A 13050-nucleotide genomic window follows, 5' to 3' on the forward strand; every position below is an offset into this window, starting at 1 on the left:
AGCGATCTGATCCTGCCAGACCACACAGCAAAGAGACTATTTGGAGCCTCTGCCCATCCCTGATAGTGCTCAACCTTGACTGCGTTCAAGAGCAGTAGTTTCGCCGATTGACAATTTCATGGCCCTCGCTCAATTCGGTAGGGATGATCACAAGTCTGAATTCACGGAGCGCAGTCCCAAAATGCCTAATCTCACTCAGCTGGCCAAAAAACACGGTACTGACAAAGGGCTGACAGATCTGGCTCATGGTTACACACGGCTATACGAGCTTCTGTTTCACTCGCTTCGGGATAAACCTATTCGACTTCTCGAAATGGGTTTGTTGCGTGGTGGCCCCGAGGTGCGGGGACGTCAGGCCGACCGTGAAACGGATCGCGTTCCATCTGTCGATATGTGGTTGGAGTATTTCGAACACGCGCATGTCACGGGTTTGGATATCTCGGACTTTTCCTGGCGCAAGGGGCCTAGGTTTGATTTCGTCCAATGCGATATGGACAAACGTGAAAACATCAAAGCTGCAGCCGCCCAGTTTGAACAGCCCTTTGATGTGATCATAGATGACGCTTCTCACGCCTCGCATCATCAGCAATTCGGGCTTTTGGAGATGTGGTCAATACTCAAAGATGGCGGGATTTACATTATCGAGGACCTCCACTGGCAACCGGGCACGTTTGAGAACCCGGATTTTCCCAAGACTGGCGATCTGTTCCATGACTTCCAACGCACCCGCAGGTTTAGGCACTCTGATCAAGAGATCGAGCGCGACCTGAATGCACTCGCGGATGAAATCGGATTTGCCTTCGTCTTCCCTGACCAGTTCAAGCGACGCGGCACACCCAAAATCCTGGCGATGCAAAAAGTACTTGGTCAGTATGATTGATAGCCCACCGCTCTTGATACCTTTCGGACCAATTGTGCGTTCATTTTGTGACCCACAGGATTGTGCCAGATGACAAGCGATAAAAGAATGGCCGTCGTGCTGTGCACGGACGAAAACCAGATTTGGCAGGCGGCCTATGCGCTGGTACGGTCTTACTTACTCGACACGACCAACGAGATTCAGCATTATCTCTATGTTTCGGCTAAGGTCGATCCGCGGTTGGAAACTCTGTTTTCAAGGTATTTCAGGATCGTTTATTGTTTGGACGGCATCGTTCCGCCCGAAAAATTCCAATCGCATGGTTACGTGTCCCAAGCGACTTTACTCAGGCTGAAAGCAATAGGCGATCTGTCTCACTTGCACGAATTTGTACTGTATCTCGATAATGACATTGTGCAGCGTTGGGGGTCACCGTCAGATCTGATGCAATTGCAGGGTTTCGAACAGCCCATTGCGGCCGTGGCTGATAACACCCGCTGGACACAAGGCCGGTTCTGGAAAAACGCAGACTTCAATTTGCTTCCTGCAGGCGCACAGCAAAAGTACTTCAATGCTGGCATGCTGTTCGTCAACAGCAGGGCTTTGATTGCGGAAAACATCTTTGAAAAGGCGCTTGAAGCGTTGACGGGTGCGATTGATCCTCTGCCTTTGGCCGATCAAAGCGCACTCAACATTGCTGTGGATGGAAACTGGCTTGAGTTGTCGCCATCGTGGAATTGGCAGCACTCATACCTGCCAGGCAAGATCATAGCATTGCTGAACCCCCGCTATGTGCACTTTACAGGACCGGTCAAACCCTGGGCCAACACGACCCGCGAAATAGAAGAGATCTATACCCTGTCCTTTTTGGCCTTTCTAAAGCACTTCGGACTGGAAGATGTACACAATGCGATGACGGTCGAGAATTATCCGAAGAAACGCCTGACGCATTACATGAAAAGAACGCATGGCATTTCAGGAAACACCCTATCTAGGTACGACAAAAGCTTGCCCTACTTTTCAGATGGAACATTTGCCGACCGCCAATCCGGCATTCTTGCTTTTGGGGCTGATGCCGACAGGCAGGATTTTCCGTTTCCTGACCTGTTTAACTTCCTTGGATTGAAGCCAGATTGAGCCCGAAGGTCTGTTCGTGTGTGTCGGTCCCGCCGGAGTGGCGGAACCGGACCTGTGTCAGGCCGTAGCCCCCTTAAGTCGGATAGCTGTCCCCAAACTGCCTGCGCAGACACCAACAACAACCGCGATAATCAGTTCCAACCCTTCGACGTGCGCGAATTGAAAGCCAGCAAAAACCAGCGTTTCAAACACTCCAACCGCACCGCCAAGTGCCGCTCCAAGCCACAACTTGCGGGTCATCATGCCAAGGGCCAGCCCCAGAATGCCGGGCAGGCTCAAGATGTTGCCGCCAATGGTTCCCAGTATCTCTAGCATCTCCGCTCCCCCATCAATTCGAGCTGTTGTTCAGGAAGTCACGGATATCGTCACCCGATGCATTCGCATGTTCTTCCAGAACTTCGCCTTCAAGCCCTGCGGTCACATTCTCATATGTTTCCAGATAGTTCGGCGGCAGACTATGCGCGATGCCCTGATGGCAATCGATACAGGTCATGCCGGTATCGATGGCGCGTTGGTGTTCCGACGCGGCGCGGGTTTCCTGAATAGTGAAGTCCATGTAATCAAAGTTGTGACAGTTACGACATTCGCGGCTGTCTGAAGCTTTCATCTTCTTCCAAACGGCAGAGGCCATTGCAAGACGGTGATCCTCGTATTTCTCGGGTGTGCTGATGGTGCCAGCCAGCTCGTGATAAACGTCTTTCACGGCCATGATCTTGGCTTTGATCTTGTGGTTCCACTCATCCGGAACGTGGCAGTCGGAGCAAATCGCGCGCACACCAGAGTGATTGTTGTAGTGGATCGTTTCGCGGTATTCACCCAGGTTGGTTTCCATCGTGTGGCACGAGACACAGAACTCTTCAGTGTTGGTCAATTCCAGCGTCCAGTGAAATCCACCCCAGAACAGGATACCGGCCAGAAAGCCGGCCAGGATCAGAAAACCCGAGCTGAACATCACTGCCGGTGTCCAAATCGCGTTCCACAGGCGACCCAGCATGCCGCGTTTTTCAGGGGAGTCTGCCATGTTGGTGCTCCTTTCAGTCTTGCTTTGGATCAATTGCCGGTGGAGGGCTGGAACACGTTTTCGACCAGCGGTGGCGCGTCAGCTTGTGGGACGTGGCATTGGTTGCAGAAGTAACGAGTCCCGGCGATGCGATCCAATTCGCGACCTTCGCGATCCAGATAATGGGTCATCGAAAGTGTCGGCGCATTGCGTTCACCGGCTTTGGACCAGTCATGGCAGGACAGGCATTGATTGGTTCGCACATCGATCTGGTACTGCTCGATCGAGTGTGGAATCAAAGGCGGCTGCTGACGATAGTTACGCTGCATACGCCCTTCCACTGTTTTGTGTATTTGATCCAGAGGGATCGGCTCATCGACTTCCGCTCCTCGCAGGGTTTCGACCTGAGCGGATTGGGCAAGGGCCCATCCGCTCAGCAATAATACGGGTAGAAGGGCAAATCCGCCTGTAACGATTGATTTTTTCATCTTGGCACTCCCCTAGATAGGTCTGGCAGCGCGCGGCTCAGGCGCGGCAACTGGATCGGAAGGTTGGACGAGGTGGTCGTCGAACCGGTGAGTAAAGTTAAAGACGTCGACTGCGCAGACATCGATGCAGCGTCCGCAGTTTGTGCAGTCGGAAGACAGAATCAGTGGTGTATGTCCCGGCTTGCCTTTCAGCGCAGGTGAGATCACCTGATTTTCCGGACAGACCGCATAACAATCCATGCAGTCGTCACAGGCGGCGCGATTGGTGGCGCTGACCCGTAACAGGCTTTTTGCACCGATCAGTCCATAGAACGCACCTACAGGGCACAGATGACCACACCAGCCGTGGCGCGAGACGAAAGCGTCAAAGACGAAGATGGCTGCGATCATGGCCCAAACAAAGCCCATGCCGAAAACCAGCCCGCGATGAAGCATGGTGATTGGGTTTACTAGCTCCCACGCGATCACACCGCTCAGGCCCGACACAAGCAGGACTGTCGCAAGTATCCATAGGCGCGTGCTGCGCTTGGGCTGCCAACCTTTTGGCAGGTTCAGCTTTCGGTGCAGCCAGTTCGCGGCATCGGTCACAGGGTTGATGGGGCAGGCCCAGGAACAATAGACCCTGCCACCGATCAGCGCGTAGGCCGCAAGCACGATCACCCCCCCGATCAGCGCTGTCACTTCGGGCCAATGACCCGCAACGAAGCTCTGTAACAGGATGAACGGGTCAGTCAGAGGCAACACGCCAAGCGTCAGCGATCCTGCCAGAGTACCTTGGACAATCCAGATGCCGAACCATGGGCCCAGCAGAAACAGGACCAGAAAGAACAGCTGACTTGCGCGGCGCAGCAGCAGATACCGATGCGCACCGATCCAGCCTTTGCTTTCGACAGCTTCCTGACCGACAGGCATATGTGTGCGGGCACTCATTGTCCGACCCCCGGCAAATCATACACGGGTGCAAACCCGCCCGGCGCGACCAAGTTGTCGGTGCCGGGTCCTGGCAAGCGGTCGGGCAAATCAATGATCCCTTCGATCACTGGCGCGCCCTTGGCGGCCTTTTCTTCCCAGCCTTTGCGGTAGTGTTCTGCCGAACGACCGCGTGCCAACCTTGCCGGCAGAACCTTGATGGCTGCTTCAGGTAGAACACAGCTTTTCTCGCACATGCCGCAGCCTGTGCAGCGATCGGAATGAACGGTTGGAATGAACAGCGCGTGATGACCGGATCGAGTATTATGCTCGGTCTCGAGCGTGATCGCCTCGTCAATCACCGGACAAACGCGGTAACACACATCGCAACGCAGGCCGAGGAAGTTCAGACAATTCTCTTGGTCAACCAGCACCGCAACGCCCATTTTGGCATCGTCGATATTGTCCAACCCGGGGTCCAAAGCCCCTGTTGGACATGCGGCGACACAAGGAATGTCGTCGCACATTTCGCAGGGAATATCCCGCGCGGTGAAATACGGCGTCCCGGTTGCCACCGCATCCGATCCAAGCTCGGCCAGTTTCAGGGTGTCGTAGGGGCAATCCCGCACGCACAGACCGCAGCGGATGCAGGCCGACAGAAACTCCTTTTCCGGCAGTGCGCCGGGTGGGCGCAAAGCCTCGGCCGGCAGGGCGCGGGCGTCGCGGGCCAGATAGGCCAGCACCGACCCGGCGACCACACAGCCGCCCGCCGCCCGCGCCGAGTCCTGCAGGAACCGGCGCCGCTGCGGTGAAAGGGGTTTGTCGACAAGAGACATGCGGAATTACCCTTGCAATCCTTGCTGGCTACGCGCGTTCGACCTTACAGGCGCACTTCTTGAAGTCGGTCTCTTTCGAGAGCGGGCAGGTCGCGTCCAGCGTCAATTTGTTGGTCAGCTGGTGTTCGTCGAACCAGGGCATGAAGACCAGACCACGCGGCACTTTGTTCCGACCTCGCGTCTCGACCCGGCTGGTGACCTCGCCGCGGCGAGTGGACAGAACGATTTCCTGTCCCCGACGCAAACCGCGATCCTTGGCGTCCTGCGGATGCATGTAGACGACAGCCGACGGATAAGCGCGGTGCAGTTCCGGCACGCGACGGGTCATGGAACCCGAATGCCAGTGCTCTAACACGCGGCCCGTGGACAGCCACAGATCGTACTCCTCATCGGGTACTTCGGCGGCGGGCTCGTAAGGTGCGAAGATGATCTTGGCTTTGCCGTCCTTGTGACCGTAGAACTTCACATCAGCGCCTTCCGGAACGTAGGGGTCATAGCCTTCGCGGAAGCGATAGAGCGTTTCCTTACCGTCCACGACCGGCCAACGCATGCCGCGCGCCTGATGGTACATGTCGAACGGAGCCAAGTCGTGCGCGTGGCCACGCCCGAACTCGGCATATTCCTCAAACAAACCTTTCTGGACGTAGTAGCCGAAATGCTCTGCATCGTCGTTGTCGAAGCCCTCCGCGGTTTCGGACAGCGGGAATTGGTCAACTTTGCCGTTGGCGAACAGCACGTCATACATGGTTTTGCCGCGATGCTCGGGCATCTTGGCGAGCAACTCCTCGCCCCAGACCTCTTCGACGGTGAAGCGTTTCGAAAACTCCATCAACTGCCACAGGTCAGATTTGGCCTCACCCGGTGCTGGAACTTGCTGCCGCCAAAACTGGGTGCGGCGTTCCGCGTTGCCGTAGGCACCTTCTTTTTCGACCCACATCGCGGTGGGCAGGATCAAGTCGGCGGACACTGCCGTGACTGTCGGGTAAGGATCAGACACGGTGATGAAATTTTCCGGGTTGCGGTAGCCGGGATAGCCTTCTTCGTTGATGTTGGGCGCGGCTTGCATGTTGTTATTGCACTGAACCCAGTAAGCGTTCAGCTCACCATCCTTCAGCTTGCGGTGCTGCAATACGGCGTGGAAGCCGGGTTTGGGCGGAATGGTTCCTTCCGGGATGTTCCAAGCAGTCTCGCAAATCTTCCGGTGTTCGTCATTTGCGACGACCATGTCGGCAGGCAGGCGATGGGCAAAGGTGCCGACCTCACGCGCGGTACCACAAGCAGACGGCTGACCGGTCAGCGAGAAGGGCGAGTTGCCGGGTTCAGAAATCTTACCCACCAGCAGGTGAACGTTGTACATTAGCGAGTTCACCCAGGACCCGCGTGTGTGCTGGTTGAAGCCCATGGTCCACAGGCTCATGACCTTGCGTGTTGGGTCTGCGTATTGCTGCGCCAGTTTCTCCAGCTTGTCCGCAGGGACACCCGACAATTCAGAAGTGTATTCCAGCGTATAGGGCGCGACAGCCTCGGCATATTCCTCGAAACTGATGGTTTCGAGCTTACCTGAATTCGGGTTCGCCGCTTCCTGCTGCAACGCATTGGTTTCACGCAGGCCATAACCGATATCCGTTGCGGTTTTGGTGATATTGACGTGGTTACGCACGAAGTATTCGTTCACCGCGCCATTCTGAATGATGTAGTTGGCGATATAATTCAGGATTGCCAGGTCTGTCTGTGGCTCGAACACCATACCATTGTCGGCCAGTTCGAACGAGCGATGCTCGAAGGTCGACAGCACATGCACCTCGCATCCCGGCTTGGTAAGGCGGGTATCTGTCAGGCGCGACCACAAGATCGGGTGCATCTCGGCCATGTTCGAACCCCACAGCACAAAGGTGTCCGCGTGTTCAAGATCGTCGTAGCAGCCCATCGGTTCATCGATGCCGAATGTGCGCATGAAACCCACAACGGCTGAGGCCATGCAGTGCCGCGCGTTGGGGTCGATGTTGTTCGACCGGAAGCCCGCCTTCATCATCTTGGCGGCGGCATAGCCCTCCCAGACGGTCCACTGGCCCGAGCCGAACATGCCGACACTGGTCGGGCCTTTCTTGGCCAGGGCTTCTTTCCACTTGGCGGCCATGACATCAAAGGCTTCATCCCAGCTGACGGGCTCGAATTCACCGTTTTTGTCGTATTCGCCATTGGTTTTGCGCAGCAAAGGCGTAGTCAGGCGATCCTTGCCGTACATGATCTTGGACAGGAAATAACCCTTGATGCAGTTCAGGCCCCGGTTCACCGGCGCGTCCGGGTCCCCTTGCGTGGCGACCACGCGACCGTCTTTGGTGCCGACCAGAACTGAGCAGCCTGTGCCACAGAACCGGCAGGCGGCCTTGTCCCAGCGGATATCGGGCGCTCCGGTCTGAGCATTGGCCTGGCCGGTCGCCATGGGAATGCCGGCAGCCGATGCCGTCGCGGCAGCGGCGGATGCCTTCAGGAAAGTACGGCGGGATTCAGAAACAGTCATTGCATGGGCCTCCTGCTGGTCGGTTGGCTTTGGGCATTAGATTGCGGAGATGCCTCCGCGAGATCTTCAAAATGGTGATAGGTCAGCGACAAGGAGATCACGCCGGGGATCTGATGCAGATCCATGATGGTTTCCGAGGCCAGCCGGTCGGCGGTATCCTCGACAACCACCACAAACCGGCCATCTTCGGCTTCGGCATGAAGCTCGACGCCTTGAGTGCCGGTTATCGCCGCGCGTGCGGCGTCGGTGTGATCGGGGGCGATGTGGACGAGACAGCCACAGATATTCATAAAGTCACCTCCGGGTGTTGTGGGGTGGGGCGGTGAAGCGCTATGGCCCCGGCAGGGCACGCGGCGGAACAACTGCCGCATCCGATGCAAATTTCGGTATCAAGCGCAGGCTCCGCCCGTCCGCCCAGTTGTAGGCGAAAGCGGATGGCGTCTTGCTCGCAATTGTCCTGGCAGAGACGACAGCTTACCCCATTCATTGATAGGCAATTCGCGGCATCAACCTGCGCGCGCCACGGCCACTCGGCGACAAGCTCTGGCGACAGCGCAGGTGTAGGGCAAGCGTCAGCACATTCACCACAAAGGGTGCAGCCGCCTGCGGAAAGGTCCAGTACCGGAAAACCACTATCGTCGAACGTGATGATGTCTTCGGGGCAGGCGCCAGCGCAATCCTCACAACGTGTGCAAAGATCGGCAAAGTCCGACGCGACAGCGCCCGGCGGTCGGATCGCATTGCGATCTTCCCGAAGGATGCGCGCGCTTAGGAAAGCGCGTCTACTCGTCATCTGGCTCATTGCTGGTGACTCGAAGTTGGATAGTTTTGTTCGCGTGTTTGTTTTCATAACCGCCCTGTAGTCGGCGCGATTTGACTTAAGTCATATTCGTTCAGAAATTTTATTGATCACCTTGAGACTTGAGGGGCGCTTTTCATACGTCCAATTCGATCCGGGCACCGGGAAACTGTCGTGCAATTTCGTTGGCTTGCCGGTATGGAGCGGCACAAAGCGCCGTCGACAAACCATCCGCCAGACTTGCGTCTGGGGCTGATATCGAAACCGTCCTGTTGTCGCGCGCTGGCCCGTTTGAGGTGATGATGTGGCCAAGCCCAGGGCCCAGTTCCGAGCCTAAGGACGACGATGTGGCAACTGCACGGTTCTGCAACGAAATGCTTTTCAACACTCTTTGATCCGGTGCAGCGATCCCGACGTTCCAGGCCGTACCATCGCCTCTTGTCCCCAAAGCGGCGACCTCACCCATGTTTACCAGAACATCACGCAAACCAAATCCGCGCAGAAGTGCAGCGATCCGATCGGTAATCGCACCCTGCGCGATACCGTTCAATGTCAGCGCTGATTGACCGGGCACAGGCAGGCGCACCACTGAAGTGTCGAAATAGACATTTTCCCAACCGATTAGCCGCTGAACTTCATCCAGATTTTTAGAAGGGGGTTGTGTCGCTATAGCCGACCACAGAGGTTGAATGCTTGGATCAAACGCACCTTCCGAAGCCCGATGCAGTGCTGTGCATACGCCCAATACACTCAACAACTCAGGAGCCGGTGCGTTCAGTGTACCATGCCTGTTTAATTGGCAGAGCTGCGAGGCAGGGCGGTAGAGGCTGAAAATATCCTCTAACCGGGCTATCTCGGATTCAACGGCGTTGATGATTGGTGCAGCGTCCGTATCCGATAGTCCAACCAGCCGCAGACTTGCGGCAGCACCAAGCGCTGTTCCATTCCACCGTGCATCCGACGCAAACGCCGGGCCGGACACGGAACAGGCAGCCGAGATGAACAAAAAACGACGGCGAGTCAGGGCAGTCATACGGGTGTCTCCAGCGGTAGATCGAGATCAACAGGACCAAGCACTTCGGAATCCGGGATGTCCGGCAGGCTCATCGCCGCGCCGCCGTAAATAGTGATGAAGGATTCGGCGTCCGCAGGATCGGAAAACGGCACCACTTCTCGTGCGCCCATACCACCAGCGACATTGGCACCGACAACAAAGGTCGCGCCATCAGCAGCGATCCAGTTCGAAATTCCCGGCTGTCGCCAGCTTGGCGCGACGCCCATGTCGCTGACGTATACAGCCGTGATGTCTGCATCTCGTTCGGGACTTTTGAGGTATGCAACCATGTCACGCACCTGTGCGAAAAACAGTGGGGCGGGGTAGCCTTCCAGATGGATCTGACCCTTAGGACCGCCATGCTCGGCAATGTTCATCTGGCAGAAATAGCTCAGCGCATCCGGGGTTAGGTCGACCGGATCGGGGGCTTCGGCAATTTCTTCCTTGCAAGCCGCCAGTGCGACCAGCGCTATCAGGGCGAGATGTTTCATGGCTCAACCCTCCGGAACGCCAGCCGCGCAAGCGTGAAGGCCAGCACGGGCCAGATCAACAGTGAGGCAGGTGCGGCCCAAACTGGTAAAGCCTGCGCAGCACCGGTCATGCCGGAGGCCATGGCGACGCCTTCGGTCGCGGCAATGTTCCACAGCCGGAACGCGTCAGCCGGGTTGGCCACCATCACCCATGGAAAGACGGATTGGGTGAAGCTGCCGCCCCTGTCCATGACGACAGCCCCCAACAGGCCCAGATCATAGAGGACGACAAAAACCAGCCAGAGCCCGGCCGACAGACCCGCCGCCGCCGTGGCCCCCTTTGCCAGGGCGGACAGCAGGTATCCCAGCGCCAGAAAGACGGCGCCCAGCAGGATGGATGTGAGGATCAGACGCGCCAGCGCCATCAGGCTCTCCGGTCCTGCGCCGCCAAAGAAAGCGGCCACTGCGCCAGCGGTGCCAAAACCGACGGTCATGGCGAAGGCCAACGCAGCCAGATGGGCGGTGAACTTACCCAACAGGATTTCTCCACGTCCCGCCGGGTAGGACAAAAGCAGCGACAGGCTGCCCCGGTCCACATCGCCCGCAATAGCGTCGAAGGAAATCATCAGAGCCAATAGCGGCGCAAGATAGACCGACAGAGTGGTCATGGACGCGACCGAGACGGTCAGCATGTCGACGCCTAGCGTACCGGTGGGCGCGCTGCCCGCAAAAGTCAGAGCCAAAGCGAACAGCACCATGATCAACGTAGCGACCAGCAGCCAGCGGTTACGGCGCAGGATCAGCATTTCAGTGCGGGTGATGGCGAGGAAACGGGTCATTGCAGTTCCTCCTGTGCATAGTGACGATAGAGGTCTTCCAGTTTTGGTGGCGTCATCTCGACATCCGCCACTGCGTCGCCCATACCAGCGATGCGGCGCAGGGCTTCCATTTTGTCAGCCGGGGTACAGAGCAGTTCCACCGACGCGCCGTTGATCCGGTTACCGCCCAGTTCAGCGGCCAGCGCATCAGGGTTGGCGCTGGCACGTACTTTCAAGCGGATCGGTAGACCGGCCAGAGCCGACAGATTGTTCAGCGTGTCGTCGGCGACCATCCGGCCTTTGCGCATGATGGCGATGCGATCTGTGCGGGCCTCGACCTCGGTCAGCGCATGGGATGCAATCAGCACGGCGGTGCCTTGAGCAGCCAGCTCGTCGATGATGGCATAAAGATCCTGCCGTGAAATCGGGTCCAAACCGCTTGTCGGCTCGTCCAGCAGCGCCACACTCGGCTGGCCCAGCAGCACCTGCGCCAGACCCAGACGTTGTCGCATCCCCTTGGAATAGGCTCCGATCCGGCGGTCCAGAGAGTCACTCAGACCGACGCGGTCCAGCAGACCGGGCACATCGGCCTTCGCGCCGGACAGTTTAGCAAACAGAGTCAACTGCTCGCGCCCTGTCAGGGCGGGATGAAACGACACCGCCTCGGGCAGATACGCCGTCTCGCGCCGCGCTTGCGCGCTGCCGGGCGTGGCGTCACCGATCCGTATGGCTCCGCCTTGGATCCGCGTCAGGCCGAGGATGGATTTGATAAGGGTCGACTTGCCTGCTCCGTTATGGCCTAGCAGCGCAACGCGCTGTCCGGGGGCAAGAGACAGGGTGATATCGTCAAGAACGCGGGTTTTCCCTCGGTCCTTGAGAACATGGTCAATCGTCAGGGCCTTATCCGTCATGAGGCACCTTTTTCATAGCTGGGGGTTCAGGGGCTTGCATCAGCGGATTGCTGTCCATCACACCCCCCGGCAGTAGGGCCGGGAAGGCCGATTGCGACCAGCGCACCAGTTGCACGGCTGGCGAGCCGAGCAGCAATTTGGCTGCGGGTTGGGTCCACAGCACATGGTCCATAGAGTCGTTGGGGCGATAGGGGGCGTCGGCAATGCCGTTGCCATCCACGTCAAAGGCGGCGAAATCGGACCAGTAGTTTCCACGCCCGTCTTCAGACCACTCGACCCACTTGGTCGAGACGTATTTCACCTGCGTCCGGTTGCCGATGAAAGAGTTGCCAACGATACGGTTGCGCTCGCTGCCAGCGGTAAAATGGATGCCGATGCCGCACCCTTGGAACCAGTTGTCGGTGAATTCGTTCTTGTTCGAGTTATAGAGGAAGGTGCATTTCTCTTTCGCACCTTTCACCACATTGCCAGTGATAACGCTCTTGTTGGCGTAGTTCAGCATCACGCCATGCTCGCGGTCGCCGATCGAGACATTGTTGGCCACGGTCACATTGGTCGTGAACATTACCGCGTAGCCCAGATCATTACCGATCGAGACATTATCGCTGACCACCGAATTATCCGCATACATGTAATGTACGGCAAAGCGCAGATCGCGGAACAGGTTGCCGGTGAAGGTGTTCTTCTTCGACGAATTCACAAAAATCCCGTCGCGGCCGAACCTTATATCATTTTCTTCAACCACTGCACCCGGTGCGTTCCAGACATAAACACCGTTGCCGCGCGCGTTCATGTGACGGTCTTGCCGTCCTTCGATCCGGTTGCGCCGTACGATGCTGTCTTTCGCGCCGTGAATGTCGATGCCGTAGAGATTGCCCATCAGCACGTTATCCTCGACCACCGGCGCGTATGCCGTCTTGGTCAACTGAATGCCGCTGTCGATCCCGTCATGGTCCGAGCCCGACCCGATCACCGTCAGCCCGCGCACGGTCACACCAGGCCCGGTTACGGTAATGACGCTGCCTTCGCCCTGTCCGTCAATCGTGGCCTGTCCCAGCCCGTCAATGGTGACGGGCCGGTCCAGAACCAGCGTTTCAGTGTAAACACCGGGGCGCAGGCGGAGGGTGTCTCCATCCGCCGCCTGCGCCAGTATCTCGTTGATGGCCCCCGCCCGGTTGGGCACATCCCAGTCCGCCGCCCAAAGGGGCGAGCCGAGCAGGAGCGGTATGAGCAGGGACCAACGCATGG

Annotated in this window: 15 protein-coding genes; 2 read left to right on the top strand and 13 right to left on the bottom strand. The window is 57.6% G+C overall.

The features are described 5' to 3' along the window. Positions 1–181: 181 nt before the first annotated feature. Both ACR0EV_RS04890 and ACR0EV_RS04895 read left to right on the top strand, forming a co-directional pair. Positions 182–880, top strand: a complete 699-nt coding sequence (locus ACR0EV_RS04890) for a hypothetical protein (protein ID WP_480799047.1) — start codon at positions 182–184, stop codon at positions 878–880. Between the two features lie 69 nt (positions 881–949). Further along, positions 950–1996 carry a glycosyltransferase family 8 protein gene (locus tag ACR0EV_RS04895; protein ID WP_480799048.1) on the top strand — a complete coding sequence of 349 codons (1047 nt, stop codon included), beginning with the start codon at positions 950–952 and terminating at the stop codon, positions 1994–1996. A gap of 57 nt (positions 1997–2053) precedes the next feature. Here ACR0EV_RS04895 and ACR0EV_RS04900 read toward each other — a convergent pair whose 3' ends face one another. The 13 genes from ACR0EV_RS04900 to ACR0EV_RS04960 all read right to left on the bottom strand — a co-directional run bounded on the left by ACR0EV_RS04900 (position 2054) and on the right by ACR0EV_RS04960 (position 13048). Further along, positions 2054–2311 carry a hypothetical protein gene (locus ACR0EV_RS04900; RefSeq protein WP_480799049.1) on the bottom strand — a complete coding sequence of 86 codons (258 nt, stop codon included), beginning with the start codon at positions 2309–2311 and terminating at the stop codon, positions 2054–2056. 13 nt (positions 2312–2324) lie between these two features. Further along, on the bottom strand, positions 2325–3017 hold the full coding sequence (locus ACR0EV_RS04905) for a NapC/NirT family cytochrome c (RefSeq protein WP_171185653.1): 693 nt from the start codon (positions 3015–3017) through the stop codon (positions 2325–2327). Between the two features lie 29 nt (positions 3018–3046). Further along, complete coding sequence (locus ACR0EV_RS04910) at positions 3047–3484, bottom strand: nitrate reductase cytochrome c-type subunit (protein ID WP_480799050.1); 438 nt, start codon at positions 3482–3484, stop codon at positions 3047–3049. 12 nt (positions 3485–3496) lie between these two features. Next, a complete protein-coding gene (napH, locus tag ACR0EV_RS04915; RefSeq protein WP_480799051.1) occupies positions 3497–4414 on the bottom strand; it encodes a quinol dehydrogenase ferredoxin subunit NapH in 918 nt (305 codons plus the stop codon). Further along, on the bottom strand, positions 4411–5229 hold the full coding sequence (gene napG, locus ACR0EV_RS04920) for a ferredoxin-type protein NapG (protein ID WP_480799052.1): 819 nt from the start codon (positions 5227–5229) through the stop codon (positions 4411–4413). Before napG ends, napH begins: the two co-directional genes overlap by 4 nt. Before the next feature lie 28 nt (positions 5230–5257). Then, positions 5258–7750 carry a nitrate reductase catalytic subunit NapA gene (gene napA, locus ACR0EV_RS04925; protein WP_480799053.1) on the bottom strand — a complete coding sequence of 831 codons (2493 nt, stop codon included), beginning with the start codon at positions 7748–7750 and terminating at the stop codon, positions 5258–5260. Continuing rightward, positions 7747–8040 carry a chaperone NapD gene (locus ACR0EV_RS04930; RefSeq protein ID WP_480799054.1) on the bottom strand — a complete coding sequence of 98 codons (294 nt, stop codon included), beginning with the start codon at positions 8038–8040 and terminating at the stop codon, positions 7747–7749. The genes napA and ACR0EV_RS04930 overlap by 4 nt, the downstream gene beginning before the upstream one ends. After that, complete coding sequence (napF, locus tag ACR0EV_RS04935; protein WP_480799055.1) at positions 8037–8543, bottom strand: ferredoxin-type protein NapF; 507 nt, start codon at positions 8541–8543, stop codon at positions 8037–8039. The genes ACR0EV_RS04930 and napF overlap by 4 nt, the downstream gene beginning before the upstream one ends. A gap of 142 nt (positions 8544–8685) precedes the next feature. Further along, a complete protein-coding gene (locus ACR0EV_RS04940; RefSeq protein ID WP_480799056.1) occupies positions 8686–9582 on the bottom strand; it encodes an FAD:protein FMN transferase in 897 nt (298 codons plus the stop codon). Then, positions 9579–10094: a nitrous oxide reductase accessory protein NosL gene (locus tag ACR0EV_RS04945; protein ID WP_480799057.1), complete on the bottom strand. Its 516-nt coding sequence runs from the start codon at positions 10092–10094 to the stop codon at positions 9579–9581. Before ACR0EV_RS04945 ends, ACR0EV_RS04940 begins: the two co-directional genes overlap by 4 nt. Continuing rightward, positions 10091–10912: an ABC transporter permease gene (locus tag ACR0EV_RS04950; RefSeq protein WP_480799058.1), complete on the bottom strand. Its 822-nt coding sequence runs from the start codon at positions 10910–10912 to the stop codon at positions 10091–10093. The genes ACR0EV_RS04945 and ACR0EV_RS04950 overlap by 4 nt, the downstream gene beginning before the upstream one ends. Continuing rightward, the gene (locus ACR0EV_RS04955; RefSeq protein ID WP_480799059.1) at positions 10909–11802 is read right to left on the bottom strand and encodes an ABC transporter ATP-binding protein; all 894 of its coding nucleotides are present in this window, start codon (positions 11800–11802) and stop codon (positions 10909–10911) included. The genes ACR0EV_RS04950 and ACR0EV_RS04955 overlap by 4 nt, the downstream gene beginning before the upstream one ends. Continuing rightward, on the bottom strand, positions 11792–13048 hold the full coding sequence (locus ACR0EV_RS04960) for a nitrous oxide reductase family maturation protein NosD (RefSeq protein WP_480799060.1): 1257 nt from the start codon (positions 13046–13048) through the stop codon (positions 11792–11794). Before ACR0EV_RS04960 ends, ACR0EV_RS04955 begins: the two co-directional genes overlap by 11 nt. Between the last annotated feature and the right edge of the window lie 2 nt (positions 13049–13050).

This window comes from Ruegeria sp. CF8 (genome assembly GCF_056537285.1).

What these genes read in the sequence shown, in the direction of transcription:
- ACR0EV_RS04960 (WP_480799060.1), bottom strand. Translation starts at nt 13,048, where the DNA reads ATGCGTTGGTCCCTGCTCATACCGCTCCTGCTCGGCTCGCCCCTTTGG.
- napF (WP_480799055.1), bottom strand. Translation starts at nt 8,543, where the DNA reads ATGACGAGTAGACGCGCTTTCCTAAGCGCGCGCATCCTTCGGGAAGAT.
- ACR0EV_RS04890 (WP_480799047.1), top strand. Translation starts at nt 182, where the DNA reads ATGCCTAATCTCACTCAGCTGGCCAAAAAACACGGTACTGACAAAGGG.
- ACR0EV_RS04945 (WP_480799057.1), bottom strand. Translation starts at nt 10,094, where the DNA reads ATGAAACATCTCGCCCTGATAGCGCTGGTCGCACTGGCGGCTTGCAAG.
- ACR0EV_RS04930 (WP_480799054.1), bottom strand. Translation starts at nt 8,040, where the DNA reads ATGAATATCTGTGGCTGTCTCGTCCACATCGCCCCCGATCACACCGAC.
- napH (WP_480799051.1), bottom strand. Translation starts at nt 4,414, where the DNA reads ATGAGTGCCCGCACACATATGCCTGTCGGTCAGGAAGCTGTCGAAAGC.
- napA (WP_480799053.1), bottom strand. Translation starts at nt 7,750, where the DNA reads ATGACTGTTTCTGAATCCCGCCGTACTTTCCTGAAGGCATCCGCCGCT.
- ACR0EV_RS04910 (WP_480799050.1), bottom strand. Translation starts at nt 3,484, where the DNA reads ATGAAAAAATCAATCGTTACAGGCGGATTTGCCCTTCTACCCGTATTA.
- ACR0EV_RS04955 (WP_480799059.1), bottom strand. Translation starts at nt 11,802, where the DNA reads ATGACGGATAAGGCCCTGACGATTGACCATGTTCTCAAGGACCGAGGG.
- ACR0EV_RS04905 (WP_171185653.1), bottom strand. Translation starts at nt 3,017, where the DNA reads ATGGCAGACTCCCCTGAAAAACGCGGCATGCTGGGTCGCCTGTGGAAC.
- ACR0EV_RS04900 (WP_480799049.1), bottom strand. Translation starts at nt 2,311, where the DNA reads ATGCTAGAGATACTGGGAACCATTGGCGGCAACATCTTGAGCCTGCCC.
- ACR0EV_RS04940 (WP_480799056.1), bottom strand. Translation starts at nt 9,582, where the DNA reads ATGACTGCCCTGACTCGCCGTCGTTTTTTGTTCATCTCGGCTGCCTGT.
- napG (WP_480799052.1), bottom strand. Translation starts at nt 5,229, where the DNA reads ATGTCTCTTGTCGACAAACCCCTTTCACCGCAGCGGCGCCGGTTCCTG.
- ACR0EV_RS04950 (WP_480799058.1), bottom strand. Translation starts at nt 10,912, where the DNA reads ATGACCCGTTTCCTCGCCATCACCCGCACTGAAATGCTGATCCTGCGC.
- ACR0EV_RS04895 (WP_480799048.1), top strand. Translation starts at nt 950, where the DNA reads ATGACAAGCGATAAAAGAATGGCCGTCGTGCTGTGCACGGACGAAAAC.